The sequence below is a fragment of the Aeromonas schubertii genome (genome assembly GCF_000820105.1).
Lineage (GTDB): Bacteria > Pseudomonadota > Gammaproteobacteria > Enterobacterales > Aeromonadaceae > Aeromonas > Aeromonas schubertii.
The window spans coordinates 1-25768 of sequence record NZ_CDDB01000017.1 but is presented as its reverse complement, the minus strand read 5'-3'; the positions used below and the strand labels follow the sequence as shown (position 1 = coordinate 25768).

Genomic DNA, 25768 nt, shown 5'->3' with positions numbered 1-25768 from the left:
CATGAACGACACCCTGATGGGCACCAGCCTGCCCTATGCCGAGCGTCGTCGCCTCGGCCTGATGGGACGCATGCCCCATAAAGAGGAGTCCCTGGCCCAGCAGCGCCGCCGTATTCACCGGTTGGTGCAGGCCATGCAGAGCCCGTTTGACCAGCATCTGCTGCTGCGTCAGCTGCAGGAGGACAATCCTGTGCTCTTCTACGACCTGGTGCGCCACCACCTGCCGGAGCTCTTGCCCATCATCTACACCCCCGTGGTGGGGGAGGCGTGCCAGCGTCACAGCGATCTCTACCTGCGCAGCCACGGCCTCTACCTCTCCTGGCACGACCGGGACGAGCTCGATGCCATCTTCGACTCGGTGGAGCAGGAGGTGGATGTCATCGTCATCTCCGACGGGGAGCGGGTGCTGGGGCTTGGCGATCTTGGCATCGGCGGCATGGGGATCTGCATCGGCAAGCTGGCCCTCTACAGCGCCGCCGGCGGCATAGACCCGGCCCGCACCCTGCCCCTGTGCGTCGATGTGGGCACCAATAACCCCGAGCTTTTGGAAGATGACTCCTACCTCGGCTGGCAGGCGCCGCGCATCGACGGGGAGACCTACTACCACTTCATGGACAAGGTGGTGGCCGCCATTCGCCGCCGCTGGCCCCAGGTGGTGTTGCAGTTCGAAGACTTTGCCGGCAAGCACGCCGCCAACCTGCTGGCCCGCTACCGGGATGAGCTGTGCATGTTCAACGACGATATCCAGGGCACGGCGGCCGTCACCTCGGCCTGTGTGCTGGCGGGCCTGCGCCAGGCGGGACGGGCCCTGGCCGGTACCCCTGTGCTGATCGTGGGCGCCGGCGCCGCCGGTTGCGGCATCGCCGCCATGTTGGCGCAACTGGCCGGTGGCAGTGACACCATCTGGCTGTTCGATCAGGAGGGAGTGGTGAGCCGCGACAGAGCCGAGCTGACCCCGGGCCAACGCCCCTTCGTCCGCCCCCCGGAAGAGGCCAGTGGCGATCTGGCGGCGGTGATCCAGCGCCTGCGCCCCGGTGTGCTCATCGGGGTGAGCGGTCAGGGGGGGCTCTTCACCCGCGCCGTGCTCGAGGCGATGGGGGCGGTGAACGAGCGGCCGGTGATCCTGCCACTCTCCAACCCCACCCGCAGCGCCGAGGCGACCCCGCAGCAGGTGTGGGAGGCGAGCGGCGAGCGCGCCCTGATCGCCACCGGCAGCCCCTTTGCCCCGGTACCGGTGGGAGAGAGCCTGCGCAGTGTCTCCCAGTGCAACAACGTCTACGTCTTCCCCGGCATCGGCCTTGGTGCCACCGCGGTGAAGGCGCGGCGCATCAGCGACGGCATGTTGCTGGCGGCCGTGGAGGCGGTGGGGGCTTATCCCCTGGAGGCGGGTCGGCTGCTGCCCCCCATCGAGCAGGTGGGCGAGGTAGCCCGCGCCGTGGCGAGCGCCGTGGCCCTGGCGGCCCGCGCCGAGGGGCTGGCCGAGTTTGACGGGGATCCGGCCCCCCTCATTGACCGGGCCTGGTGGCGCCCCCATTATTGGGCACTTCGCTGACATGCAAGGGCATCCCATGAAACTGCGCCATCAGGTTCTGCTTCTCTCCCTGTCGGTCTCCCTGCTGCTGCTCCTGGTGCTGGGGACCCTGCTGGCCCTCTTCATCCGTCATCTGGTCGAGAATAACCTGGAGGAGAAGGGGAGCGAGCTGGCCCGCATACTGGCCGGTGACGAGCGGGTGGTGGTGGCCCTGCAACGGGGGCAGGATGCCACCCTGCGCGACTACATAGAGGGGCTCAGCGCCCGCACCGATGCGGCCTACATGGTGGTGACCGATCGCCACGCCATTCGCCTGAGCCACCCCAACCCGGCGCTGGTAGGAGGACGTTTTCGCGGGGAGGATATCTGGTATGCCCTGCACGGCCGTCAGAGTTACTGCTCGCGGGACGTGGGCACCCTGGGGCCGGCCATTCGCTGCTTCTCCCCTGTGCTCGGTGCCGACGGTCGCCCCATCGGCACCGTGGTGGTGGGCTATCTGATGAAGCGGGTGGAGGCGGTCTATATGGAGCGCCTCTCCCTGGTGGTGGGGGCCATCCTCTCCCTGCTGGGGGCCGGGCTCTTGTTGGCACTCGGGATCCAGCGGCGCCTGAAGCGTACCCTGCTCGATCTGGAGCCCGAGACCATAGCGCGGCGCTTCGTGGAGCAGGAGCTGGTGCTCGAGAGCATTCAGGAGGGGATCATCGCCATCGACCGAGAGGGACGGGTGAGCATGCTCAACAGCGCCGCCTTCTACCAGTTGCGCCTGCCGGGACCGGGGCGCCAGTCCTTGGTGGGGCAACCCCTGGCCCCCCTGGTGCCCTGTCTGGCGGCGAGCCTGAGCCGGGCGGAAGGGGAGATCCAGTTTCAGGTGCACGGGGAGAGCTTCGTCGGCCGGCTGCAACAGATAGGCCACGGTGGGGCCCGCCTGCTTATCTTCAGCCGCCCCGAGGCGGCCGGCAGCCTCGCCTCCCAGGTGACCCACCTGCGCCAGTATGCGGAGCTGCTGCGCATGCAGACCCACGAGTTTGCCAACAAGCTGAGCAGCCTCTCCGGACTCTTGCAACTGGGCCACGTGAGCCAGGCGGTGGAGCTTATCCAGCGTGAGAACGACGAGTGCCAGGTGCTGCTCGGGGATCTGCTGCGCGCCGTGCAGGACAAGCCGGTGGCCGGCCTTATCCTCGGCAAGTTCAGCCGGGCCCGGGAGCTGGGGGTGCGCCTCGAGCTCGACCCCGACTCCCATCTGGAGGAGTACCCGGTCTCGGTGTCGGCGGATCTCATCACCCTCATCGGCAACCTGCTCGACAACGGCATTCGCGCCGCCCGGGCCAACCGGGAGCGGGTCACGCCCAGGGTGCTGCTCTCGCTCGACGATCAGGGGCGGCGTCTGGTGATCGAGGTCGAAGACAGCGGCGCCGGGGTCGATGAGGCGCTCGCCGATCACCTGTTCGAATACGGAGTGAGCCGTCAGAGTGGCGATCACGGGGTGGGGCTGTTTCTGGTCAAGGAGACGGCCGAGCGTCACGGGGGTGTGATAGAATGGCGGCGCACCGCTGCCCGAACCACACTGTTCGGCATTTATCTCGATAAAGAACAACTAGTGTAAGACATGGAGTCAATAACCAGCCTCATCATCGAAGATGATCCGCGCATCGCCGCCATCCTGGCCGAACTCGTCGCCAATCGCCCCGGTTTTAGCCTGCTGGGCAGGGCCGAGACCCTGGCCGAGGCAGAGCAGATGCTCAACGCCACCCCGATCCAGCTGCTGCTGGTGGATGTCTCCCTGCCCGATGGCTCGGGTCTGGAGTGGGTCGCCAGCCTGCGCGCCCGGGGCATCGACAGCCAGGTGATCATGGTCACCGCCGCCAGCGATGTGGCCAGCATCCAGCGCGCCCTCAATCTGGGGGTGCAGGATTACATCATCAAGCCCCTGCGCCTGTCGCGCATCCAGCAGAGCCTGGCCGAGGTGCAGGCGCTGTGCCGCCGGCTGGCCGAGCGCCGCCACCTGGATCAGGGGGATCTCGACCGTCTGCTCGGCAAGGGGCGCCCGCGAGAGAGCCGCGACACCCCCAAGGGGATCGACGCCATCACCTTGCGCCAGGTGCTCGACCTGCTGGCCGGTGAGCCGGATCACACCTTCACCACGGATACCGTCTCCCTGCGCCTCTCTTTAAGCCGCACCACGGCACGCCGCTACCTGGAGTACCTGGAGTCGGAGGACCGGCTGGAGGTGGAGCTCAACTATGGTCAGCGTGGCCGCCCCGAGCGGCGCTATCGCTGGCGCAAGGATCTGTAAGCAAGCGGGAGCCATCGGCTCCCGTTTTTCATGAGGTGGCAAGCCGGGGCCGGCGCGGCCGGTACTGGCTCAAGACGACGCCGCTCAAGATGAGTCCCCCGCCCAGCAGGTGGTAGCCGTGCACCGGCTCACCCAGGCTCAGGGTGGCCATCAGGGCCGTGCACAGGGGCATCAGGTTCATGAAGATGGCGGTGCGCTCCGGACCCAGGGTAGCCAGCCCCCGCATCCAGCAGTAGGCGGCAAACAGGGAGGAGGCGATGCCGGCGAACAGCACCAGGCCCATGGCATCTTGCGGGATGACCAGAGAGTCGGCGCTGGCCGCCACCGGAACCAGCAGCAGCACCGCCAGCAGCACCTGCAGGTAGAGGTTGAGCCAGGGGCCGAAGGGGGGCTGCCAGCGGCGCAGCAAGAGGCCATAGAGGGCGTAGCTGGTGGTGCCGAGCAGCATGAGCCCGTCCCCCGGGTTGATGCCGGCGTGCAGCAGGGCCAGAGGCTGTCCCTGACCGAGCAGCCAGAGCACCCCGAACAGGGAGACGAGCACGCCCACCACGGCCCGGTGGCCGGGGCGATGGCCGAAGAAGAGGGCGCCCAGCACCACGGTCAGCAGGGGAATGAGGGAGCCGATCACCCCCATGTTGGTGGCTGAGGTCTGGTGCGCCGCGTAGTAGGCGATGCACTGGTAGAGCACCATGCCAAGGGCCGCCAGGATCAGCAGCTTGCCGAGCCAGGGGCGCAGCTCTCCACGGCGGCGCCACAAGAGCGGCAGACAGAAGGGGGAGAGCGCCAGGGCGGCGACCACCCAGCGATAAAACGAGATGGCGGCCGGATCGATAAGGCCTGCCGCGGCCTTGGAGACCACCGTATTGGCCGCCCAGATGAGGACGGCGAGCAGGGGAAAGAGTTGAGACATAGGGACTCCTCGATGGAACAGAGGGAGTCTAGTCTTGTCTTTTATGAAACAAGTAGCGTAAATAAGACATCCAATAACCGCTTTGGGACATTCTTATGGGGACCCTCACCCTGGCCGAGCAGGATCGCCAGCTCACTCCCCCTCAGCCCCTCTACTTTCGCTACAGCCAGATCCAGGGGGGCAACGCCTGCGCCGAGCACGCTCATCCCTGGGGCCAGCTCAGCCTCATCAGCCTCGGCATCATGGTGGTGGAGGTGGCCGGAGAGCGGCTGGTGGCCCCGCCCGATTACCTCATCTGGGTGCCGGCGGATGTGCCTCACTCCGCCTATAACGAGCAGACCCTGGACTACACCTCCATCTACGTGAGCCACGAGCTGGCCAGGTGCCTGCCGGGGGAGCCTGTGCTGCTTTCCCTCACCCCATTGCTGCGCGCCCTGCTCGACGACTTCACCCAGCGCCGGGTCGGCCACACCCGGGAGGAGTGGGACAGGCGTCAGGCCGAGCTCTTCATCGAGAAGCTGGCGCGCACCCGCTGTCAGCCGAGCTACCTGCCCATGAGCCGCGATCGCCTGCTCGCCCCCTTGCTGGCGGCCCTGCAGGCGGCGCCGGAGGACAACCGCACCCTGGCCGAGTGGGCCACGTCGTTGCATACCACGGAGCGCACCCTGGCACGGCGCTGCCAGAAGGAGCTCGGCATGAGCCTGGGGCAGTGGCGCACCCGGCTGCGCATGGTCAAGGCCCTGGCCTGGCTGCGTGGCGACATGCCGGTGCAGGAGATCGCCTGGCGCCTCGGTTACACCTCCACCTCGGCCTTTATCGCCATGTTCCAGCGCGAGCAGGGCTGCGCCCCCCAGCGCTACCGCCAGCAGCTCGGCGGCGAGCGGGCATAAGAGAGGGCGCCCCGGGGCGCCCTCGTGCATTCACCACCGCCTTAGAAGAAGCCGAGGGGGTTGATGTCGTGGCTCACCAGCAGGTTCTTGGTGTTCTGGTAGTGGTCCAGCATCATCTTGTGGGTCTCGCGGCCGATCCCCGACTTCTTGTAGCCGCCGAAGGCCGCGTGGGCCGGGTAGGCGTGGTAGCAGTTGACCCAGACCCGGCCGGCCTGGATGCCGCGCCCCATGCGCCAGGCCAGGTTGCTGTCGCGGGTCCACAGGCCTGCCCCCAGGCCGTACCGGGTGTCGTTGGCAATGGCCAGGGCATCCGCCTCGTCCTTGAAGGTGGTGACCCCGAGGGCCGGGCCGAAGATCTCCTCCTGGAACACCCGCATCCTGTTCTGACCAAAGAAGATGGTGGGCTGGATGTAGAAGCCTCCCTCCAGCCCGCTCACTGTGGCCGCACCGCCGCCCAGCAGCATCTTGGCCCCTTCGCCGCGGCCGATCTCCATGTAGCTCAGGATCTTGTCGAACTGCTCGCGGGACGCCTGGGCGCCCACCTGGGTAGTGGTGTCGAGGGGGTTGCCCTGGACTATGGTGCGGGCGCGGGCCAGCACCCTGTCCATGAAGTCGTCGTAGATCTTCTCATGCACCAGGGCACGGGAGGGGCAGGTGCACACCTCGCCCTGGTTGAAGAAGGTCATCAGCATCCCTTCCACCGCCTTGTCGATGTAGTTGCTCTCGTGGTCCATCACGTCGGCGAAGTAGATGTTGGGGGACTTGCCACCCAGCTCCACGGTAGAGGGAATGAGCCTGTCGGCGGCGCAGCGCAGGATGTGGGCCCCCACCTCGGTGGAGCCGGTAAACGCCAGCTTCTGGATCCGGTCGCTGGTGGCGAGCGCCTGGCCCGCCTCGGCGCCGAAGCCGTTGACCACATTGACCACGCCGGGGGGCAGTATGTCCTTGATGAGATCCATCATCAGCATGATGGTGACCGGGGTCTGCTCGGCGGGCTTGAGCACGCTGCAGCAGCCGGCCGCCAGCACCGGGGCCAGCTTCCAGGCCGCCATCAGCAGCGGGAAGTTCCAGGGAATGATCTGGCCGACCACCCCGATGGGCTCCTTGAAGTGGTAGCTGACGGTGTTCTGATCCAGTTCGGCGGCCGAACCCTCCTGGGCGCGGATGCAGCCGGCGAAGTAGCGGAAGTGATCCACCACCAGGGGCAGGTCGGCGGCCAGGGTCTCGCGCACCGCCTTGCCGTTCTCCCAGGTCTCGGCGATGGCGAGCCGCTCTATGTTTTGCTCGATGCGATCGGCGATGCGCAGCAGCAGGTTGCTGCGCTCGGTGACGCTGGTCTTGCTCCAGCTGGCGAACGCCTTGTGGGCCGCATCCAGCGCCAGCTCGATGTCGGCGGCGTCGGAGCGGGCCACCTCGCAGAAGACGCGGCCATCGACCGGCGAGACGTTCTCGAAATAGCGGCCGGCGCGCGGCGCCACCCAGTCACCACCGATGAAGTTGTCGTAACGGGATTTGAAGCTGACGAGGGAGCCGGTTTGACCGGGAGCGGCATAGATCATGGTGTGTCTCCTTGTGTATTCAGTCCGTGTGTGGCCCGCGCTGCGGGTGAGGGCTGCCAACGCAAGGGGTGTGCCAGGGGCGCGACACCCGGATGAAAAGTTAAAAAAACGTAACAAAATGGAGGGCACCGGCGTATGGTGTGGCAGATGTGCGGGGCTCTGCTGCCCGCGCCCTGTATCGGGGTGCGACACCTGTCGCACGGCCCTGTCTCGTTTCGCTACAGTCGCAAGGAGGCCCCATGAGTTACCCCGCCCCGTCCGATCCCATTCGCCGCTCCTGGTTGCGTTGCCGGGAGATGGGCCTGCAACCGGGGAACGAGGCCGAGCTCGATCTGCTGGCGCGCGGCGAGCTCTCGGCCCGTCTCGAAGGGGGGCGTGACCTGGTCGACTGTTTTCGCCGCTACGTCTTGCCCCTGTTCGAGCAGCTCCAGGCCGGGCGTCCCTGCCGGCTGCTCCTGTGCGACACCCAGGGGGCTATCCTCGATGCGGGCGGCAGCCCGCTGTTTGAGCGCCAGGCCGAGCGGGTCTTTCTGCAACCGGGCGCCTGCTGGGGGGAGGCGAGCAAGGGGACCAACGCCATCGGTACCGCCCTGTGCGAGGGGGGCGAGGTGCAGGTGCTGGGGGGCGAACACTTCTTCGAGCGCCACCGCTTCCTCGGTTGCAGTGCCATTCCCCTGCTCGGGCCGGATGGCAACACGGTCGGGGTGCTCGATCTCTCCTCCGAGGCGGGGGGCCATGGCCACGACATGCTCGGTACCGTGCGCCTGCTCGCCATGACACTGGAGAACGCCCTGCTGGCGGGACGACCCGGACGGCTGCTCGATCTCGAGCCCCAGAGCCCCTGGTCGGCGCGCCTGCTGCTGGGGGAGGATGGGGAGCTGCTCGGTGCCAACCGGGCGGGGCGGCGCTGGCTCGAGTGTCATCCCCTGGAGCAGGCCCAGGCCCGCCCGGCCGGTGCCGGCCGGGCCGCCCCCGAACGGGTGGCACAACGCATGCTGGCCCGTGGCATCCCCTTGCTGATCGAGGGGGAGACCGGCAGCGGCAAGGAGCATCTGGTGCGCGAACTGCACCGCACCTCGGCGCGCGCCGTCGGCCCCCTGGTGTGCGTCAACTGTGGTGCCCTGCCGGCGGATCTGGTGGAGGCCGAACTCTTTGGCTATCTGGGTGGGGCCTTCAGTGGTGCCCGCAGCCAGGGGAGCCAGGGTTACCTGCGCGCCGCCCACGGCGGCATCCTGATGCTCGACGAGATCGGCGAGCTGCCGCTGTCGGCCCAGACCCGGCTGCTGCGGGTATTGCAGGAGCGCGCCGTCACCCCGGTCGGCGGCACCCGTCCCGAGCCGGTGGACTTCTGGCTGGTCTCGGCGAGTCACCGCGGTCTCAAGGAGATGGTGGCGAGTGGCCAGTTTCGCGAGGATCTCTACTACCGCCTCTGTGGCTGGCACCACAGGATCCCTCCCTTGCGGGAGTGGTCTGTGCCGGCCCGGCGTGAGCTGATAGGGCGCCTGCTGGCCGAGATGGAGCCGGGGATGGGGCTCGCGCCGGATGCCGAGGCGCAGCTGCTGGCTCATCCCTTGCCAGGCAACGTGCGCCAGCTCAAGCAGGTGCTGGAGGTGGCCTGTGTGCTGGCCGACGGGGCGGCCCAGATTGCCCCCTGTCACCTCACCTTGCCAGTGACCCGGGAACGCCCGGCTCTCACCCTGGCCGAGGGGCGGCGCAGCCAGGCCGAGGCGACACTGGCCGCCTGCGGAGGCAACCTGAGCGAGGCGGCAAGACGCCTTGCCATCAGCCGCTCCACCCTCTATCGCCTGCTCAAGTGTTAAGGGATTGTTTCATAAAGGGGGCCCGGTAGAATGGAGGCGTGGTTATTTCATCACCTCTTTTTCCCCCGGCAAGGAGCGCCCCATGGCCCGTACCCCCTTCGATTGGCAAGATCCCTTCTTTCTCGACGACCAGCTGAGCGACGAGGAGCGGCTCATCCGCGACGCAGCCCGCGACTACTGTCAGGAGCGGCTGATGCCAAGGGTGCTGGAGGCCAACCGTCGCGAGCAGTTTGACCGCACCATCATGAACGAGTTTGGCGAGCTGGGGCTGCTCGGCGCCACCCTGCCGGAGCAGTATGGCTGCGCCGGGGTCAACCATGTGGCCTACGGCCTTATTGCCCGGGAGGTGGAGCGGGTCGACAGCGGCTACCGCTCGGCCATGAGCGTGCAATCCTCCTTGGTGATGCACCCGATCCACGCCTATGGGGACGAGGCCCAGCGTCAGCGCTGGCTGCCGGGACTGGCCCGGGGCGAGCTGGTGGGCTGCTTTGGCCTCACCGAGCCGGATGCAGGTTCCGATCCCGGCTCTATGAAGAGCCGCGCCGAGCGGGTCGAGGGCGGCTATCTGCTCACCGGCAACAAGATGTGGATCACCAACTCCCCCATCGCCGATCTCTTCGTGGTGTGGGCCAAGCTGGAGGGCGAAATCACCGGCTTCGTGCTGGAGAAAGGGATGGCCGGGCTCTCGGCCCCCAAGATCGAGGGCAAGTTCTCCCTGCGCGCCTCCATCACAGGTGAAATCGTGATGGATCGGGTCTTGGTGCCGGAGGCCAACCGGCTGGCCGGGGTGAGCGGCCTCAAGGGGCCGTTCGGCTGTCTGAACAAGGCGCGCTACGGCATCGCCTGGGGGGCGCTCGGTGCCGCCGAGTTCTGTTGGCACGCCGCCCGCCAGTACGGGCTGGATCGCCAGCAGTTCGGCCGCCCGCTGGCCGCCACCCAGCTGTTTCAGCTCAAGCTCGCCAACATGCAGACCGAGATTGCCCTCGGCCTGCAGGGCTGCCTGCGCGCCGGGCGCCTGATGGACGAGGGGCGCTGCCCGGTGGAGCTGGTGTCGCTTATCAAGCGCAGCGGCTGCGGCAAGGCGCTGGAGATAGCCCGCGTCGCCCGCGACATGCACGGGGGCAACGGCATCAGCGACGAGTTCCACGTCATCCGCCACCTGATGAATCTGGAGGCGGTCAACACCTACGAGGGGACCCACGACATTCACGCCCTGATCCTCGGGCGCGCCCAGACCGGTCTGCAGGCGTTCGAGTGATGGGGCCCCTTGCCGGAGTGCGGGTGCTGGATCTCAGCCGCGTGCTGGCCGGCCCCTGGGCCAGCCAGCTGCTCGCCGATCTCGGCGCCGACGTGGTCAAGGTGGAGGCCCCGGGGCGCGGTGATGACACCCGCCACTGGGGGCCCCCCGAGCTGGTGGCGGGGGAGGCGGCCTACTTTCACGCGACCAACCGGGGCAAGCGCTCCATCGCCCTGGATCTGGCGCGCGACAGAGACACCCTGCTGGCCCTGGTGGACCGGGCCGACGTGGTGATCGAGAACTTCAAGGTAGGGGGGCTGGCACGCTTTGGCCTCGATTACCCGAGCCTCAAGGCCCGCCGCCCAGAGCTCATCTACTGCTCCATCACCGGCTTTGGCCAGGACGGGCCCTGGGCCCGGCGACCCGGTTACGATCTGCTGATCCAGGGGCTGGGGGGGCTGATGAGCATCACGGGTCAACCCGATGGGGTGCCCGGCGGCGGGCCGGTCAAGGTGGGGGTGGCGCTCGTCGACATCCTCACCGGCCTCTACGCCACCATCGGCATCCAGGCGGCCCTGCGTCACCGGGAGCGGACCGGGGAGGGGCAGCAGATCGATCTGGCCCTGCTCGACGTGTCGGTGGCGGTGCTGGCCAACCAGGCGATGAACTATCTCGCCACCGGTCGGGCGCCCGGGCGCCTTGGCAACGGCCACCCCAATATCGTCCCCTACGACGTCTATCCCACCAGTGATGGCCATCTCATCCTGGCGGTGGGTAACGACGGCCAGTTTGCCGCCCTGGCGGCCCTGTTGGGGGAACCCGGGTGGGCGACGGACCCGGACTTTGCCACTAACGCCGCCCGGGTGCGCCAGCGTCACCGGCTCAACGCCCTGATTGCCGAGCGGTTGCTGGCGCGCGGCAGCGCCGAGTGGAGTGCCATGCTGGAGGCGGTCGGGGTGCCGGGTGGCCCCATCCTCACCCTGGATGCCCTGTTTGCCCTCGAGCAGGGGGCGGTACGCGGCTGGGTGCAGCAGGTGCAGCGCGGCGAACAATCCTTGCCCACCCTGGCCAACCCGCTCCATCTGTCGGCCACCCCGGTATGCTACGGGCGCGCCTCGCCGGCCCTGGATGGGGACCGGGAGGCGGTGCTGCGTGATTGGCTGGGGCAAGGCTGAGCGCGCCAAGGTGGGCCAACTCTGCTATGGTGGCGCCCATTGCAGTTCAATCTATGTGAGTCGATGAGCGTTATTTTGGGAATCGATCCGGGGTCGCGGATCACGGGGTATGGGGTGATCCGGGTGGTGGGCGGCAAGGCGGAGTACCTGGGATCGGGCTGCATTCGCACCGATCTGGGTGAGTTGCCGAGCCGTCTCAAGCAGGTCTACGACGGGGTGAGCGAGATCATCACCCAGTTCGCGCCGGCCGAGTTTGCCATCGAGCGGGTCTTCATGGCCCGCAACGCCGACTCGGCCCTCAAGCTCGGCCAGGCCCGCGGCAGCGCCATCGTGGCGGCGGTCAATGCCGGCCTGCCGGTGAGCGAGTATTCGCCGACCCAGATCAAGCAGGCGGTGGTGGGCACGGGGGGGGCCGACAAGAGCCAGGTGCAACACATGGTCAAGCACCTGCTCAAGCTGCCGGGCACTCCCCAGGCGGATGCTGCCGACGCGCTGGCCATCGCCCTGTGCCACCTGCACACCCGCCAGAGCCTGATCCGCATGGCCGGTCGGGTCAGGGGAGCCACGGGAGGTCGCTACCGTTGAGTTTTTTGTCAAAAACTGTCGTGTGATCAGAGAAGAGCCGAGAGGCTCTTTTTTGTTCTCTTGGAAAAATATGATTGTTAATCATTGAGTTGTGACTTTAATCACAATTGTCATCTCGCGAGCGCAGACTAGCCAAATGGCGCCTGATTTACATAATGCGCCCGGTGTCGGCCCCGCAGGCCGGCTCACAACAGATGAGGAGAACACAATGAAATCGTATGCTGCGGAATTGATGGGGACCTTCTGGCTGGTGCTGGGGGGTTGTGGCAGTGCCGTGCTGGCGGCTGCCTTTCCCGATGTGGGGATCGGCCTGCTCGGGGTCGCCCTCGCCTTCGGCCTCACCGTGCTGACCATGGCCTATGCCATCGGGCACATCTCCGGTTGTCACCTCAACCCGGCCGTTACCGTCGGCCTCTTCGCCGGTGGCCGCTTCCCGGCTTCCAAGGTACTGCCCTATATCGCCGCCCAGGTGATCGGCGGCGTGCTGGCCGGCGGCGTACTCTACGTTATCGCCAGTGGCCAGGCCGGCTTCGACGTGGCGGCGGGCTTTGCCTCCAACGGTTATGGTGAGCACTCTCCGGGTGGCTACAGCCTGACCGCAGCCCTGGTGTGCGAGGTGGTGATGACCGCCTTCTTCCTGTTTGTCATCATGGGGGCCACCGACGAGCGTGCCCCGGCCGGCTTCGCACCGATCGCCATTGGCCTGTGCCTGACCCTGATCCACCTCATCTCGATCCCGGTGACCAACACCTCGGTCAACCCGGCACGCAGCACCGGCGTGGCCCTGTTTGTGGGTGACTGGGCGGTAAGCCAGCTGTGGTTGTTCTGGGTTGCCCCCATTGTCGGCGGGATCATCGGTGCCCTGGCCTATCGCGCCGTGGCCAGCAAGGATTAAGCCCTCTCTTAAACGTGTATCTCCGTAAGACGCACCCCTCGGGGTGCGTTTTTTACAGGTGGTTGCGGCTGCCGAGGGCGTCCCGATAGCGCTGGTAGAGCAGGGCGATGCGCTCGACATAGGCGCGGGTCTCGGCGTAGGGGGGGACCCCCTTGTGGCGATCGACGGCGCCCGGCCCTGCGTTGTAGGCGGCGGTCGCCAGTCGCATATCGCCATTGTACTGGCGCAGCAAGCCAGAGAGGTATTTGACTCCGCCGAAGATGTTCTGCTCGGCGAGGAAGGCATCTCCCACCCCGAGATCGCGCGCCGTGCCCGGCATCAGCTGGGTGAGCCCCATGGCCCCCTTGCGCGATACCGCCATGGGGTTGAAGGCAGACTCGGCGTGGATCAGGGCGCGGATCAGGGCCGGCTCGACCCGGTAGGCCCGGGCGGCGGCCTGGATGGTGGCGGCGTAGTCCTGCACATAGAGGCCGGTGTGGTGCCAGTCGATGGGGGAGGCGGGGTCACAGGCGAAGCAGTGTTCAAACACCAGCACCTCGTATTTTCCCTCCAGGGGGGAGCGATCCGAATAGCTCACCACCCCGTTGGGCTGCTCATATTTGTAGACCTGGATCTGCGTCTTTTCGCCGGGCTCGGGGGCCTTGGCCGTGATAGAACTCTCCGTGGTGATAAAGGTCACCTCGGCCGGTTGCGGGCTCCCGGCCAGGGCCAGGGAGCACCAAAACAGGGGAAGCAGGCGAGCAAGCAAGACGATGACTCCTTTCATCCTTGACCCCCTTCAGCATCGGGCATATGGGCGGTGAAATCCAGTCCACCGCCCGCCGGCTAGATCCAGCCCAGGGCGGCGATCTGGTAGATCCAGACCATGGCCAGCAGGGTGCCCACCACCCCCATCACCACGCCGATGACGGCCATCTGCTTGCTCTGTACCAGACCGGTGGCATGGGCCAGGGCGTTGGGCGGGGTGCTGATGGGGAGCGACATGCCAAGCGACACCGACAGGGTCACCGCCAGGATCAGAGTATGGGCGCCGCCCCATTCGGCCAGCTCCGGCATGCCGGCGGCGAGTGCCGCCACCAGCGGCAGCAACAGGTTGGCGGTGGCCGTGTTGGACATGAAGTTGGCCATCAGCAGGGCCAGCAGGCAGGCTCCGACCAGCACCGCCAGGGTGGAGTACTCGTGGAACGGGATATGGGTGATGAGCCGCTCGGCCAGGCCGCTCTCCTCGAGGGCCAGCCCGAGGGCGATACCGCCCGACACCAGCCAGAGCACGTCGAGGGAGATCTTGTGCAGATCGTCCTTGGTGATGATGCCGGTACAGACGAAGACCGCCACCGGGATCATGGCCACCACATAGGAGTTCATGCCGTGCATGCCGCCGAGCAGCCAGAGCAGTATGGTGACGATGAAGGTGAGGTAGACAGTCCAGGGCTTGAGCCCCTGCAGGAAGCGTCCCTCCAGCTTGAGCTCGACCCGCTCGAGGCGGCTCGGGAAGAGGCGTCCGAGCAGAAACCAGGCGAGCAGCAGCAGGATGGCCACGAAGGGCACGGCAAACCCCATCCACTGGCCGAAGCTGATGGCGTGCTCGCCGGTCAGGTATTTGAGGGCCACGGCGTTGGGCGGGGTACCGATGGGGGTGCCGATCCCCCCCAGGTTGGCGGCCACCGGAATGGCCAGCACCATACCGGTCTTGGCCGGGTCCTGATCCGGGAAGAGGGCCAGCACCGGGGCCAGGATGGAGAGCATCATGGCGGTGGTGGCCGTGTTGCTCATAAACATGGAGAAGATGGCGGTGATCAGCATCAGCCCCAGCATCACCACCCTGGGGTTGGAGCCGAAGGGGCGCAGCAGCACCCGTGCCAGGTTGATGTCGAGGCGGTACTTGGTGGCGGCGATGGCAAGGAAGAAACCGCCGAGAAACAGCATGATGACCGGGGAGGCGAAGGTGGCCATCACGTCCGTGTAGGGGAGCAGGTTACCGAACCCCTCGCTCCCCTTGCCGGCGGTGAAGAGCCAGATCCCCTTGTCCGAGAGCAGCAGCAGCTCGAGCACTATGATGAGCAGCGAGGTCGCGTAGATGGGGATGGGCTCGAGGATCCAGCACAGGGCCGCCAGCACGAACAGGGCGATCACCCGCTGTTCGATGAGGGTGAGACCGGGCAGGGGGATCCAGTGGGTCGGGATCACCATCAGGAAGAGAAAGAGCACCAGGGGCAGCCACAGCTTGAGCAAGCGGGACATGTTGACTCCACTTTAGAGGTAGTAATAGGGGAATCATTCCATAAAACAGACGCTTGGGGGTCGATTGCTCCCCCAAAATGCGACGGGGATAACGGCTTGCCCCGATTTTTGTGAAGTGCCCTGTGGCTTGAACAAATCTCGAGCGGCTTGATTGACGGCTCCGCAGGGGGAAAATCACACTCAATGGGACCCTCATGACCCAAGGAGCGAGCATGAACCCCATCACACCCGCCGCCGTGGCCCGTCTGATGGCCCGCGAAGAGACCCGTTTTCTCGCCGCCAATCCCAGGTCGGTGGCCCTGGCCAGCCGGGCTCGGGAGAGCCTGTTTGGCGGTGTCCCCATGCACTGGATGAGCGACTGGTCGACCCCGGTGCCGCTCTTTGTCAGTCAGGCCCAGGGGGCGCACTTTACCGACGCAGACGGCCACGACTATGTGGACTTTTGCCTCGGCGACACCGGCAGCATGTTTGGCCACTCGCCGCTGCCGGTGGCCGAGGCGATAGCCCGTCAGGCCTACCTGGGGCTCACGACCATGCTGCCGGGGGAGGATGCGGTGGTCTGCGGCGAGCTGTTGGCCGAGCGCTTCGGCCTGCCCCTCTGGCAGGTCAGTGCCAGCGCCACCGATGCCAACCGCTACGCCCTGCGCTGGGCCCGCGCCATCACCGGGCGCTCGGTGGTGATCCTGTTCGACGGCTGCTACCACGGCACCGTGGAGGAGACCCTGGTGCGGCTGCGGGATGGGGAGACGGTGGCACGTCCCGGCCTCATCGGCATGGGGGCGGATCCGGCCCTCGCCAGTCGCGTCGTCCCCTTCAACGATCCGGCGGCCCTCGAGGCGGCCCTGGCGCCCGGGGATGTGGCCGCCGTCTTGTGCGAGCCGGCCATGACCAACATCGGCATGGTGTTGCCAGATTCCGGTTTTCATCCACGCCTGCGTGAACTCACCCGGCGTCATGGCACCCTGCTCATCATCGACGAGACCCACACCCTCTCGACCCATCCGGGGGGCTGTACCCGGGCCTGGAGTCTGGAGCCGGACCTGCTCACCCTGGGCAAGGCGATCGCCGGCGGCCTCCCCTGCGCCGTGTTCGGCTTCACCCAAGAGGTGGCCAGCGGCATGGCGGCGGCGCGGGAGCGGGCCGCCTCGCCGACCGGGCACGGTCACAGCGGCATGGGCACCACCTTGTCTGCCAACGCCATGGTGATGCATGCCATGCGGGCCAACCTGGGGCGGGTCATGACCCAGGCCGCCTATGCCCACATGCTGCACGAGGCGCGCCGTCTGGCCGAGGGGCTGCGCCGCCTCATCGAGCATCACGCCCTGCCCTGGTCGGTCACCGAGCTGGGGGCCCGTTGCGAGTTTCAGTTCTGCCCGCTGCCGCCGCGCAGCGGTGCCGAGGCGGAGGCCGCCTTCGACGATCCCCTGCAGCGGGCGCTGCACCTCTATCTCATCAACCGCGGCATCCTCATCACCCCGTTCCACAACATGATGCTCTGCTGCCCGGAGACCCGCAGCGAGCAGGTGGATAGGCTGCTCGCCACCCTGGACGAGGCCATCGCCGAGCTGCTGGCCGGGGATGGACTCGATGGGTGATTGGGGAACCCTGGAGGAGGCCGAGGCCTTCCTCGCCGCCCACCCGGAGGTGGAGGCGTTCGAGATCTACCTCATCGATCTGGCCGGGATCAGCCGCGGCAAGCTGCTGCGCCGGGAGGAGCTGTTGCCCCTCTATCACCATGGCCGGCCGCTTCCCTCGAGCATACTGGCGCTCACGGTCAACGGGGAGGACGTGGACGAGACCGGCCTGGTGTGGGACGTGGCGGACATGGACTGCCTGGCCCGCCCGGTGGCGGGGTCGCTCACCCTGCTGCCATGGCGGCGGGTGCCCACCGGGGCGTTGCAGCTCAGCCTGGATCCGGTGGCCGGGCTGCCGGCGGCCCTGGCCGATCCCCGTCACGCCCTCACCCGGGTCATCGACACCCTGGCGGCGCGCGACCTTTATCCCGTGATGGCGGTGGAGCTGGAGTTCTACCTGCTGGATCGGGAGGATGACCCCTTCGGCCGCCCTCAGCCGGCCCGCCTCGGGGATGGGCGTCGCCCACGGGAGCCCCAGGTCTACGGGGTGCGCGAGCTGGCCCTGCTCGAGCCGTTTCTGGCCGATCTCTACGCCGCCTGCCGCCTGCAGGGGTTGCCGGCCCGCACCGCCATCTCCGAGTATGCCCCGGGGCAGGTCGAGATCACCCTGGAGCACGGTCCGGCCCTGCTCGCCCTCGATCAGGGGGTTCGCTACAAGCGTCTGGTAAAGGGGCTGGCCGAGACCTATGGCATGCAGGCCTGCTTCATGGCCAAGCCGTTTGGTCACCTGGCGGGCAGCGGCCTGCACCTGCACGTGAGCCTGGCGGATGCGCAAGGCCACAACCGCTTCGCCGCCGAGGATCCTCATGGCTCGCCTCTGCTGCGAGCCGGGATAGGCGGCCTGCTCGAGACCCTGGCCGAGTCGCTGCTCTTCTTCTGCCCCCACGCCAACTCCTATCGTCGCTTTCAGGCCCACAGCTATGCGCCCCTGGCTCCCACCTGGGGGGTCAACAACCGCACCGTATCCCTGCGCATCCCGGGTGGGCCGCCCGAGAGCCGGCACCTGGAGCACCGCATCAGCGGCGCCGATGCCAACCCCTATCTGGTGGCCACCTGCGTGTTGGCCGGGCTGCTGCGCGGTATCGATGAGCAGTGTGACCCCGGCGCCCCCGTGGTGGGGAACGGCTATCTGCGGGGGGCAAGCCCGGCCCCGCACTGGCAGGGGGCGCTGGCGGCGGCCCGCGCCAGCCCCTGGCTGGAGAGGGTGTTTGGCGCCGACTTCATGGGGGTGTGGCTCGCCATCAAGGAGGCGGAGCAGCGCCGCTTCTTTGCCGAGGTGGGGGAGCAGGACTGGCGCTGGTATCGGGACACGGTTTAGGAAGAGGGCGCCGCAAGGCGCTCTTTTTCTTTGCATAACCTTTATGTAACATCAACTGGTCAGATCACTTGTCGCCACCCGGCGACAGTGCCCCACCCACACTCAGGAGAGAGTCATGCTTAACCCATGGACGGGATGGCTGCGCCTGTTTGCGACGTCGGCCCGGTTGGACAGGGCCGCCCAGCGCCAACAGGAGACGCGCCTCTTTTTCGGCTTTATCGCCTTTCTGGTCGGCCTCTACAGCCTCATCAAGTGGAGCCACCATGGCCACGACGAGTTGGCCCTCACCTCCCTGCTGCTGATGGGGGGCGCCCTGGCCTCGGGCCTGTGCGGCCGGCTCGGGCTCGGGGAGCAACTGGCCGGCGCGCTGGCCATGGGCGCCATGTCTTTGCATGCCCTCAACATCATCTGGCAGTCGGGGGGCGTGCCGCACTCTTCCCAACTCTACTGGATCCCGCTGCTCATCCAGGTGAGCTTCCTGCTGCAGGGGCGCCTCGGTGCCTTGGGGTGGAGCGTTCTGCTGGTGGGCTGCGCCGCCCTGATGGTGGCCCTCAACCGCAGCGGTTATCCGGTGCCCCGGCTCGTGCTGCCCGAGCGGGCCATGGCGGTGGAGACCTGGTCCGGTGCCCTCTTACCCCTGCTGCTCTGTGCCTGTGCCCAGTTCTTCACGGTGCGCCAGCGGGACCGGGCCCTGGCCGAGGCGAGCCAGGCCCTGGGCGAGAGCGAGCGGATAGCCCAACTCGCCACCCGTGGCCGCGAGCAGTTGGGGGCCGTGGTGAGCCGCGCCGAGGAGGGGGCGGGGCGCCTGGTGAGCTCGGCGGCGGCCCTGGGCCACACCTCGCGGGCACTGGCCGATTCTGTCACCTGCCTGCATCAGGGGGCCTCCCAGCAGGTGGATGCGAGCGATCAGATCCAGAGTCAGCTCGAGCGCATGGGGGCGGATCTTGGTGCGGCCAATCGCTTCGTGGGCGAGGTGGCCGTGCGCACACGCCAGGCGAGCACCCTGGCCGAGCAGGGGGCCGATGCCCTCGGTCGCAGCGAGCGGGCCATGAACCGGATCCTGACCAGCCACGACGAGATCGCCGCCATGACCGGCATCATCACCGGGATCGCCGATCAGACCAATCTGCTGGCCCTCAACGCCGCCATCGAGGCGGCCCGGGCCGGGGATCACGGACGCGGCTTTGCGGTGGTGGCCCAGGAGGTGCGCGAGCTCTCGGCCCGCAGTCAGCAGGCGGCCAATGAGATCCGGGCCCTGCTCGGGCGCAGCCACCAGGCGGTGAGCGAGGGGCAGGCCATCATCGGCGAATCGGGTGCCCTGATCGGGCAGATCCTGGAGCGGATCGGGGTGGTGGCCCAGGACGTGGGGCGACTCGAGTCCCTGATGGCGAGTCAGGATGCCAGCCTGGCCCAGGTGGCCGCCGCCGGGGTACAGGTGGCCGATGTGGCCCGCGAGACCGCCTCCACCTCGGGGCAGATGCGCGAGCGGGAGGCCGAGCTGGCCCAGCTCACCGCCGGGCTGGAGCACCTCTCCCGCGAGCTGAGTCAGGTGGTGGCCGGCACCGCCTGACAGGCCAGACTCAACATAACAAGACCCGCCGCGGCGGGTCTTTTCGTTGCCCTCTACAGGCCGTGGTTGTTGAGGGGCTGCCAGGCGCAGCGGCGCTGGCCGGCCACCAGATCGTCGAGCCAGAAGCGGCTGCAGTGATTGTCATAGCTGTAGTGGCCGGCATTGACGCGATAGCCCCCCAGCGTCATCCCCTGCAAGGAGCGAAACACCCCGTTGTAGAGCAGGGAGAAGTGCAGGTGCGGGCCGGTCGAGCTGCCCCCCTCGCAGAGGGCCTGGCTGCGGTTGCCGGCGTAGGTGCCAAGGCGGGTGTTGGCCTCCACATAGTCGCCGCTGCGCACGGCTATGTCGGCCATGTGGTAGTAGTTGCTGGCCCAGCCGCTTGAATGAGTCACCCGCACCTGGCAGCGGGAGAAGACGGTGACGGTGCCGCTGTTGGCCGCCGCCACCGTGTAGGTGGGGCTGCCCCAGCCCGGCCAGTCATAGGAGACATCGATAGAGGAGAGCGGAAAGCCCGAGCCCGAGTGGGCGTGGGCGCCGTTCACCTTCCAGCGGTAACCCTGACGCCAGGGCAGCTGGAACAGGCCGGCGAGCAGGGGGAGCGGGGCCGCGGCCGGGTGTGCCGCACTGCGGAAGCTGCCGCGCCCGAACAGCTGCTCGTACACCTCGGCCAGAGGGCGGTGGCCTGTGCCCGGCAGGGTCTGCAGGGCCAGGGCGGTGGGGGCGATCGGGCGCGTCACCCCCCTGGGCCGGCGCTTGGCCAGCTCCCGCGCCTGGTAGAAGCGCTCGGAGAGGGTACGCGCCATGGCGGCGAGCTGGGAGGTAAAGCCGCGCTCGCGGACCGCCATGCCGAAGGGCTGCTCGACGGCGCGTGCCGTGGGCTGGCTCAGCAGTTGGCTGCGCTGCTCCATCAGGGCCAGCAGCAGCTGGGGGTTGATGCTGGTGGCGCCGGCCCAGTGACTGAGGGTCTCGAGTTTGGGCAGCAAATGGGGGGCCTCGCGTCTCAGGTAGCCCTCGAGGTCGAAGGCCAGGGCCGCCTCCCCGTAGACGAACAGCTGCTCGTCCGGCGCGGTGACATCGGCCAGCGCGGCGACGCGCTCGGTGGTGGTGAAGTGATGGGCGGGCAGGGGGGTGTGCAGATCGGTGACGGCGAGTGAGGCGCCGAGCAGTAACACAAGGGATCCGGGCATGGTGCTCTCCTTGAAGATGAACCGGATCGCCACGACAGGCACAAGGTGCCAGGCGACACCTTACCATAGCCTCTTACGAAGAGCAGGCCACCTCGGGGCGGGGTGGCCTGCCGGATCTGTCAGGTTACTCCTGCAGCCACATCCGCGCCGAGCGGGGCGGGATGGCGAGGCGCACCCACTGGCTCTGAACGTTGACCACGGCGCTGGCGTCCAGCACGTCCCGGTAGTTGCGGTTCCAGTTCATCTCGAACTTGCCGGTGTCGAGCCAGTACTCCTGCTCGCTGTCGCACTTGTTGATGCCGACCAGGCCCGCCTTGCCCCGTTTGAAGAGCACGAAGCAATCGCCACTGCCGATCAGCTGCTGGGGTTGCCCCTGCACCGCATTGTGGAAGCGGATCATGCCCTTGAGGTCGGTGCGCTTCCAGTAGTCCTGCCAGCGCAGCCCGTCCTTGTCTTTGGTCTCCCCGTGGTCGGAGTAGACCATGGGGGTGCCTCCGTCGCGGCCGAGCAGATAGGCGTAGGCCAGCTTCTCGTCCTGCTGACCCAGGATCTGGTAGCGGAAGCCATCGTTGGTGGGGATGTCGTGGGTGATGGCAAAGGTGACGGCGCGGCTGCCCGGCAGGGCCTGGCCATAGGCCCCCGGATCGGCGAGCTGGTTCATGCTGCCGCCATAGGAGAAGGCCGAGCGGATCGAGGCAAACAGGGGGAAGTCATAGGCCCCGTGGTTGGTCGCGTCGAGATAGGGGCGCAGGAAGGTCTCGTAGTCCCCGGCACCGGCGCCGCCCGAGGTGATCACCTCGCCGAAGACGTGCATCCCCGAGGTGATCTCGCCGGTGAAGATGGCGCCTATCTGATAGGGACTCATGTGCTTGACCGCATCGATGCGAAAGCCCTTGAAGCCCATCTGCTTGAGGGCCTTGAGGTAGGCCTGCTGCTGGCTCACCACCCAGTTGTTGGGATCGAGATCCGGCAGGCCCCGATCGCCGGCCCCGCCACACAGGCGCCAGAACTGCACATTGTAGGGATCGTTCCAGTTGCTGATGCACCCCTCGGGGTGGAAGTCACCGCCCGAGAGGAAGTTCTGGCCGAGATCCCCAAACAGCTTCTGGCGCTCGAAATAGGTGGGGTTGGCGGCGTACTGGCCAAGCAGCTCCTGGCCCGGGTAGTTAAGATCCGGACGCTTCCAGGTCTCGTTGGCCATGTGGTTGAGCACCACATCGGCGTAGACGGCGATGCCGCGCGCCGACATGGCGGTGATCAGCTGCTCGATCGCCTGCTTGTTGCCAAGAGGGTTGTCGATGAGCCGCAGATCCTGGGGCTGATAGCGTGCCCACCACTCGTTGCCCGAGGACTTGAGGGGAGGGGAGACCAGCACCATCTTGTAGCCCGCCGCCTTGATGGCGTCGGCCTGGGCCGTGATGTCGGCGTATTTCCAGTTGAAGGCGTGGAGGATGACATCCGCCTGCGCCAGAGGGGCGGTCAGCAAGGATGCTGCCACCAGAAAGCCCGCTGTGTGTTTCATTATTTTGTTCTCCGTGTGCGCCTCGAGGGCGGGAGCGCCCTGAAGGCTGACGAAGAGAGTGACGGGGCAAGCGGGAGGGCAACAAGCGGGGCGTGACGGTTTTGTGACCAGCCTCATGACCCCCTTCGACGCTCTGTGAAGGGGATCATGAAAACGGATTCAAAACACTATTGATTAATGTGTTACTAGCGTCTCGCGGGCCAGACTCACTCGATGGCGAGCAGCTCCACGTCGAAGATCAGGGTGGAGCCGGGCGGGATCTTGCCGGCGGAGCGGTTGCCATAACCCAGGTGGGCGGGAATGAAGAGCCGCATCTTCTCCCCCGGGTGCATCAGCTGCAGCCCCTCGGTCCAGCCGGCGATCACCTGATTGAGACCAAATGTGATGGGTTCGCCGCGAGCGTAGGAGCTGTCGAAGACGGTGCCATCGAGCAGACTCCCCTCGTAGTGCACCTTGACCCGGCTGGTGGGGCCGGGACGCTCGGCGCCGCTCCCCTCACTCAGGATCAGGTACTGGAGCCCGGAGGCGGTGCTCTGCACTCCCTCCTTGCCCTTGTTCTCGGCCAGGAAGGCTTCGCCCTGGCGACTATGCTCGGCCGCCTGCTTGCGCGCCTGCTGGCTGGTGAAGAAGTAGAAGGCCAGGCCGAGCACGGCAACCAGCAACAAGATTTTCATCGGTCAGACTCCTTGAGGGTGGGCAACGGCGGCCATCTTAGCCCGAAGCGGGCCATCACGGCCAGATGGAGGGGTCGGCTCCCCCGGGGCGGGAAAGTTGATCCGGATCAGGGGAGTGGCAGATCGTCTTGCAGCCGGGAGCGGGCTTTTTAGACTTCAAGGTGGGTGTCTAACGAGAGAAGGAGGAAGCCATGAGCCTGTTACCGTCCCGTGCCAGCCTGTTTGACGATCTCTTTCGGGACCTGGCCTCCGGGTTTACCGTCAAGCCCCTGCACGGGGACCCGCTGCCGGCTCAGGTGAAGCTGGACGTCAAGGAGTCCGACTCGCTCTATACCGTTCTGGCCGAGCTGCCCGGTGTGCGCAAGGAGGATATCCACCTCGACATCCAGGGGCGCGTCGTCACCATTCGTGCCGAGGTGCGTCAGCACGACAGCCAGGAGCAGGAAGAGCGCCTGCTGCGCAGCGAACGCTACTACGGCAGTGTGGCTCGCAGCTTCGAGTTGCCGATGGATGTCACACTCGACGGCGTCAATGCCCGCTTTGACAACGGCCTGCTCACCCTGAGCCTGCCCAAGCAGAGCAACCCCCAGAGTGGCCAGCGCATCCCTATCGAGTAGGCGCCCGTTCGGGCGTGCGAGCAAGGTAGAGAGGCCTGCCCTCCGTCACCAAGCCCCCGACCGGGGGCTTGTTCTTGTGTGCGCCCAAAAGCCAGAGACCGGCGCAGAGCCGGTCTCTTGTCATCGCGGGGCATGGGGCACCCTCAAGATCAGACGGGGATGAAGAATTGACGTACAGTGGAGGCGCGAGCGTCGCTCTCCTGACTGTCGGGCAGACGACGTAGATGGTGCTCACCTAAAAAACTTGAGAAGGTCATACCAATACCGTGATAACCGCTCACTCGTGGCTGCTCGAAACCCTCCCGCTTCATCGCATTGCTCAAGGTCTGGGCAAATGGCTCGGCCACAACCTCCTTTTTGCCAAATCCAAATAGGCCAAGGAAGCCACTTTGTTGAGTTTTCGGTTGGGAAGCGCGATCAAGAGCCGATTTTTGAAACGAAGTCGGCGCACAGGTATCTGCGCTCCAGCAGGCGGTCACACGAATATCGGTAAAGCGCTTGTCGAGCCCCCCTTCGGCCAGCTGATGGGCAACTTCTTTGGCGGTGACCATTCCTTGCTGGCAGGCTTCGTCTGCGGCCAGAATGTCCATTCCTGCCCCGCCATGCCCAACTACATAGAGTTTATGTTGGTTTGGGGGGAGTAATTTTAGGTCATCACTGCCCTTTATCGTTAAATTTGTGAGGGCATCAATCATAGGGGGGAGCTTACTGATGTTATTTTGTAGTCTGTCGAAGCGTTCCGGACCTCCCGAGGGGAAATTCTGACGGGCTTCTTCTTCGGTGAAACCATATTTGGCCATTTGGTTTATGTAATCGTTGAGGCCCGAGGTCATCACCTCGTAGTCTTCTTTCCGAGTGTTGAGCAAGGTTGTTCTCAATTGCTCCAGTGTGGCCTTGTCCTGCTCGTTCCGGCAGATCAATGGGTAGAGAGGTTTGCCTTGTTGGGCACGAATCATATTCTTGCCTATTGCCATCTCCACTATGTCTGGTGCTGCAAAGGGTGCATATAACACGCCTTGTTTCTGATGGGTATTAGGACCCTCATGAAAGCTGACATTGGCGGATGTGGCCTGGCCAATACGAGTTGTTGCTCCTGTGTCTACACCATGAGTGGCGATGGAGTGCGAGGCCGTTGTGGTGACGCCGTTGATAGGTGGCATGGATCAATCTCCTGTTCCGGTTGCGTGGCAAAACGCGGCGAGCAGGCGGATAAATCCCTGCGCCGTAATAAGCAATCCATATTCTGTTTCCAGCCAGCGAGGATTGATCATCCCCTTCAATTCATACCCTTCTTCACCCTCTCCCAGGGTCAATTGACCTCCCTGTATTCCCTCCACTGGTATGATGAGCTGGGTCAGTGCGGCGGGGGCATAGTCCATCAATTTGTTGGTGCTCAGTTTTTGCAACAGACTCCAGAACCAGAGCTCCCCATCGACCAGTGAAAGCATCAGGTCAGGCAACCCCTCCAGTTGAAGAGCGAGCGTGCGCTCTGCTTCGAGGGTATGCAGGGTATCGAGAGGTAGCCCGAGGCCTGTCAGCATATTGCCTATTTGTTCTTGCAAGAGGGTAGGAGAGAGATCGTTCATATGAGCAGCTCCACTCGTTGGGGATGGCTCATATGGTGCAAATGAACGAGGAACCGAGCTATCGTTATTGGTCGTTTTTTTTGGAATATCATCCTTGGGTATGAACACATGCCGGTGAAACGGGGCGTGAAATTGACGTCAGGAGACAGTGACAGCCCGCTTGGCCCAAAAGCAAGAGACCGGCGCAGAGCCGGTCTCTTGTCATCGCGGGGGGCGAGCGCCTTAGCGGTAATAGGCCTCGACGGTGCCCTTGAGGGTGATCAGCATGGGGTTGCCATAGCGATCCTTGGCCTTGGGGGAGGGGATCTTCACCCAGCCTTCGCTGATGCAGTACTCCTCGACCGTGCTGTGCTCCTTGCCGTTGAGGCGAATGCCGATCTCGTGCTCGAAGCACTCGGCCACATAGTGGGGGCTGCGCGGATTGGCCGCCAGACGATCCGGCAGGGCCGGTTTGGTTTGGGTGTCGCTCATGGTCATCACCTGCTCTCGATAAAGGGCGCCATTGTAGGCGATGGCCATCGCCT

The 25768-nt window shown here is 66.1% G+C and carries 23 protein-coding genes; 13 read left to right on the top strand and 10 right to left on the bottom strand.

The window, feature by feature from the left end; genetic code table 11:
* Position 1 precedes the first annotated feature (1 nt).
* From maeA to BN1133_RS03430, 3 genes are read left to right on the top strand one after another with little or no spacing between them, the layout of a single operon-like run.
* A complete protein-coding gene (gene maeA, locus BN1133_RS03440) occupies positions 2-1552 on the top strand; it encodes an oxaloacetate-decarboxylating malate dehydrogenase (protein WP_050665156.1) in 1551 nt (516 codons plus the stop codon).
* A 16-nt stretch (positions 1553-1568) separates the two neighbouring features.
* On the top strand, positions 1569-3134 hold the full coding sequence (locus BN1133_RS03435) for an ATP-binding protein (RefSeq protein WP_050665230.1): 1566 nt from the start codon (positions 1569-1571) through the stop codon (positions 3132-3134).
* Positions 3135-3137: 3 nt separating this feature from the next.
* Positions 3138-3824 (top strand): response regulator, encoded by a 687-nt coding sequence (locus BN1133_RS03430; protein ID WP_050665155.1) that lies wholly within the window; start codon positions 3138-3140, stop codon positions 3822-3824.
* A gap of 28 nt (positions 3825-3852) precedes the next feature.
* Here BN1133_RS03430 and BN1133_RS03425 read toward each other — a convergent pair whose 3' ends face one another.
* Positions 3853-4734, bottom strand: a complete 882-nt coding sequence (locus tag BN1133_RS03425; protein ID WP_050665154.1) for a DMT family transporter — start codon at positions 4732-4734, stop codon at positions 3853-3855.
* 95 nt (positions 4735-4829) lie between these two features.
* Between BN1133_RS03425 and BN1133_RS03420 the strand changes: the two genes are divergently transcribed.
* Entirely contained in the window at positions 4830-5624 is a 795-nt protein-coding gene (locus BN1133_RS03420; protein ID WP_050665153.1) for an AraC family transcriptional regulator, read from the top strand.
* A 41-nt stretch (positions 5625-5665) separates the two neighbouring features.
* Here the strand turns inward: BN1133_RS03420 and exaC are convergent, their stop codons facing one another.
* Complete coding sequence (gene exaC / locus BN1133_RS03415; protein WP_050665152.1) at positions 5666-7183, bottom strand: acetaldehyde dehydrogenase ExaC; 1518 nt, start codon at positions 7181-7183, stop codon at positions 5666-5668.
* Between the two features lie 239 nt (positions 7184-7422).
* On the opposite strand from exaC, the gene BN1133_RS03410 reads away from it, so the two are divergent.
* The 5 genes from BN1133_RS03410 (at position 7423) to aqpZ (ending at position 12895) form a co-directional block, all read left to right on the top strand.
* Positions 7423-9003 carry a sigma-54-dependent Fis family transcriptional regulator gene (locus BN1133_RS03410; protein WP_050665151.1) on the top strand — a complete coding sequence of 527 codons (1581 nt, stop codon included), beginning with the start codon at positions 7423-7425 and terminating at the stop codon, positions 9001-9003.
* A gap of 82 nt (positions 9004-9085) precedes the next feature.
* On the top strand, positions 9086-10261 hold the full coding sequence (locus BN1133_RS03405; RefSeq protein WP_050665150.1) for an acyl-CoA dehydrogenase: 1176 nt from the start codon (positions 9086-9088) through the stop codon (positions 10259-10261).
* The gene (locus tag BN1133_RS03400; RefSeq protein WP_050665149.1) at positions 10261-11415 is read left to right on the top strand and encodes a CaiB/BaiF CoA transferase family protein; all 1155 of its coding nucleotides are present in this window, start codon (positions 10261-10263) and stop codon (positions 11413-11415) included. Before BN1133_RS03405 ends, BN1133_RS03400 begins: the two co-directional genes overlap by 1 nt.
* A gap of 63 nt (positions 11416-11478) precedes the next feature.
* Positions 11479-12000, top strand: a complete 522-nt coding sequence (gene ruvC / locus BN1133_RS03395; protein ID WP_050665148.1) for a crossover junction endodeoxyribonuclease RuvC — start codon at positions 11479-11481, stop codon at positions 11998-12000.
* Positions 12001-12208: 208 nt separating this feature from the next.
* Positions 12209-12895 (top strand): aquaporin Z, encoded by a 687-nt coding sequence (aqpZ, locus tag BN1133_RS03390; protein WP_050665147.1) that lies wholly within the window; start codon positions 12209-12211, stop codon positions 12893-12895.
* A gap of 52 nt (positions 12896-12947) precedes the next feature.
* Here aqpZ and BN1133_RS03385 read toward each other — a convergent pair whose 3' ends face one another.
* A complete protein-coding gene (locus BN1133_RS03385; protein WP_050665146.1) occupies positions 12948-13643 on the bottom strand; it encodes a lytic transglycosylase domain-containing protein in 696 nt (231 codons plus the stop codon).
* Positions 13644-13720: 77 nt separating this feature from the next.
* Positions 13721-15136, bottom strand: a complete 1416-nt coding sequence (locus BN1133_RS03380; RefSeq protein WP_050665145.1) for an SLC13 family permease — start codon at positions 15134-15136, stop codon at positions 13721-13723.
* Positions 15137-15348: 212 nt separating this feature from the next.
* Between BN1133_RS03380 and BN1133_RS03375 the strand changes: the two genes are divergently transcribed.
* The 3 genes from BN1133_RS03375 to BN1133_RS03365 all read left to right on the top strand — a co-directional run bounded on the left by BN1133_RS03375 (position 15349) and on the right by BN1133_RS03365 (position 19658).
* Entirely contained in the window at positions 15349-16731 is a 1383-nt protein-coding gene (locus tag BN1133_RS03375; protein WP_153006693.1) for an aspartate aminotransferase family protein, read from the top strand.
* The gene (locus BN1133_RS03370; RefSeq protein WP_050665143.1) at positions 16724-18088 is read left to right on the top strand and encodes a glutamine synthetase family protein; all 1365 of its coding nucleotides are present in this window, start codon (positions 16724-16726) and stop codon (positions 18086-18088) included. Before BN1133_RS03375 ends, BN1133_RS03370 begins: the two co-directional genes overlap by 8 nt.
* Positions 18089-18203: 115 nt before the next feature.
* Entirely contained in the window at positions 18204-19658 is a 1455-nt protein-coding gene (locus BN1133_RS03365) for a methyl-accepting chemotaxis protein (protein WP_050665142.1), read from the top strand.
* Between the two features lie 53 nt (positions 19659-19711).
* Here the strand turns inward: BN1133_RS03365 and BN1133_RS03360 are convergent, their stop codons facing one another.
* From BN1133_RS03360 to BN1133_RS03350, 3 genes are all read right to left on the bottom strand, one after another.
* Positions 19712-20845, bottom strand: coding sequence for a M23 family metallopeptidase (locus tag BN1133_RS03360; RefSeq protein WP_050665141.1), 1134 nt, complete (start codon positions 20843-20845; stop codon positions 19712-19714).
* 124 nt (positions 20846-20969) lie between these two features.
* Positions 20970-22367, bottom strand: a complete 1398-nt coding sequence (locus BN1133_RS03355) for an alpha-amylase family protein (protein ID WP_050665140.1) — start codon at positions 22365-22367, stop codon at positions 20970-20972.
* Positions 22368-22573: 206 nt separating this feature from the next.
* Positions 22574-23041: a BamJ family beta-barrel-assembly machinery protein gene (locus tag BN1133_RS03350; protein WP_050665139.1), complete on the bottom strand. Its 468-nt coding sequence runs from the start codon at positions 23039-23041 to the stop codon at positions 22574-22576.
* A 191-nt stretch (positions 23042-23232) separates the two neighbouring features.
* Between BN1133_RS03350 and BN1133_RS03345 the strand changes: the two genes are divergently transcribed.
* The gene (locus BN1133_RS03345) at positions 23233-23658 is read left to right on the top strand and encodes an Hsp20/alpha crystallin family protein (protein WP_050665138.1); all 426 of its coding nucleotides are present in this window, start codon (positions 23233-23235) and stop codon (positions 23656-23658) included.
* A 149-nt stretch (positions 23659-23807) separates the two neighbouring features.
* On the opposite strand, the gene BN1133_RS03340 is transcribed toward BN1133_RS03345, so the two are convergent.
* From BN1133_RS03340 to BN1133_RS03330, 3 genes are all read right to left on the bottom strand, one after another.
* Complete coding sequence (locus BN1133_RS03340) at positions 23808-24818, bottom strand: hypothetical protein (protein WP_050665137.1); 1011 nt, start codon at positions 24816-24818, stop codon at positions 23808-23810.
* 3 nt (positions 24819-24821) lie between these two features.
* Positions 24822-25244 carry an InvB/SpaK family type III secretion system chaperone gene (locus BN1133_RS03335; RefSeq protein ID WP_050665136.1) on the bottom strand — a complete coding sequence of 141 codons (423 nt, stop codon included), beginning with the start codon at positions 25242-25244 and terminating at the stop codon, positions 24822-24824.
* A 222-nt stretch (positions 25245-25466) separates the two neighbouring features.
* Entirely contained in the window at positions 25467-25715 is a 249-nt protein-coding gene (locus BN1133_RS03330) for a DUF3297 family protein (protein ID WP_005346163.1), read from the bottom strand.
* Positions 25716-25768: the final 53 nt, after the last annotated feature.

Bases quoted from the DNA above. Each gene is read 5' to 3' on its own strand.
- maeA (WP_050665156.1), top strand. From the start codon at position 2: ATGAACGACACCCTGATGGGCACCAGCCTGCCCTATGCCGAGCGTCGT.
- BN1133_RS03435 (WP_050665230.1), top strand. From the start codon at position 1,569: ATGAAACTGCGCCATCAGGTTCTGCTTCTCTCCCTGTCGGTCTCCCTG.
- BN1133_RS03430 (WP_050665155.1), top strand. From the start codon at position 3,138: ATGGAGTCAATAACCAGCCTCATCATCGAAGATGATCCGCGCATCGCC.
- BN1133_RS03425 (WP_050665154.1), bottom strand. From the start codon at position 4,734: ATGTCTCAACTCTTTCCCCTGCTCGCCGTCCTCATCTGGGCGGCCAAT.
- BN1133_RS03420 (WP_050665153.1), top strand. From the start codon at position 4,830: ATGGGGACCCTCACCCTGGCCGAGCAGGATCGCCAGCTCACTCCCCCT.
- exaC (WP_050665152.1), bottom strand. From the start codon at position 7,183: ATGATCTATGCCGCTCCCGGTCAAACCGGCTCCCTCGTCAGCTTCAAA.
- BN1133_RS03410 (WP_050665151.1), top strand. From the start codon at position 7,423: ATGAGTTACCCCGCCCCGTCCGATCCCATTCGCCGCTCCTGGTTGCGT.
- BN1133_RS03405 (WP_050665150.1), top strand. From the start codon at position 9,086: ATGGCCCGTACCCCCTTCGATTGGCAAGATCCCTTCTTTCTCGACGAC.
- BN1133_RS03400 (WP_050665149.1), top strand. From the start codon at position 10,261: ATGGGGCCCCTTGCCGGAGTGCGGGTGCTGGATCTCAGCCGCGTGCTG.
- ruvC (WP_050665148.1), top strand. From the start codon at position 11,479: ATGAGCGTTATTTTGGGAATCGATCCGGGGTCGCGGATCACGGGGTAT.
- aqpZ (WP_050665147.1), top strand. From the start codon at position 12,209: ATGAAATCGTATGCTGCGGAATTGATGGGGACCTTCTGGCTGGTGCTG.
- BN1133_RS03380 (WP_050665145.1), bottom strand. From the start codon at position 15,136: ATGTCCCGCTTGCTCAAGCTGTGGCTGCCCCTGGTGCTCTTTCTCTTC.
- BN1133_RS03375 (WP_153006693.1), top strand. From the start codon at position 15,349: ATGAACCCCATCACACCCGCCGCCGTGGCCCGTCTGATGGCCCGCGAA.
- BN1133_RS03370 (WP_050665143.1), top strand. From the start codon at position 16,724: ATGGGTGATTGGGGAACCCTGGAGGAGGCCGAGGCCTTCCTCGCCGCC.
- BN1133_RS03365 (WP_050665142.1), top strand. From the start codon at position 18,204: ATGCTTAACCCATGGACGGGATGGCTGCGCCTGTTTGCGACGTCGGCC.
- BN1133_RS03360 (WP_050665141.1), bottom strand. From the start codon at position 20,845: ATGCCCGGATCCCTTGTGTTACTGCTCGGCGCCTCACTCGCCGTCACC.
- BN1133_RS03355 (WP_050665140.1), bottom strand. From the start codon at position 22,367: ATGAAACACACAGCGGGCTTTCTGGTGGCAGCATCCTTGCTGACCGCC.
- BN1133_RS03350 (WP_050665139.1), bottom strand. From the start codon at position 23,041: ATGAAAATCTTGTTGCTGGTTGCCGTGCTCGGCCTGGCCTTCTACTTC.
- BN1133_RS03345 (WP_050665138.1), top strand. From the start codon at position 23,233: ATGAGCCTGTTACCGTCCCGTGCCAGCCTGTTTGACGATCTCTTTCGG.
- BN1133_RS03340 (WP_050665137.1), bottom strand. From the start codon at position 24,818: ATGCCACCTATCAACGGCGTCACCACAACGGCCTCGCACTCCATCGCC.
- BN1133_RS03335 (WP_050665136.1), bottom strand. From the start codon at position 25,244: ATGAACGATCTCTCTCCTACCCTCTTGCAAGAACAAATAGGCAATATG.
- BN1133_RS03330 (WP_005346163.1), bottom strand. From the start codon at position 25,715: ATGAGCGACACCCAAACCAAACCGGCCCTGCCGGATCGTCTGGCGGCC.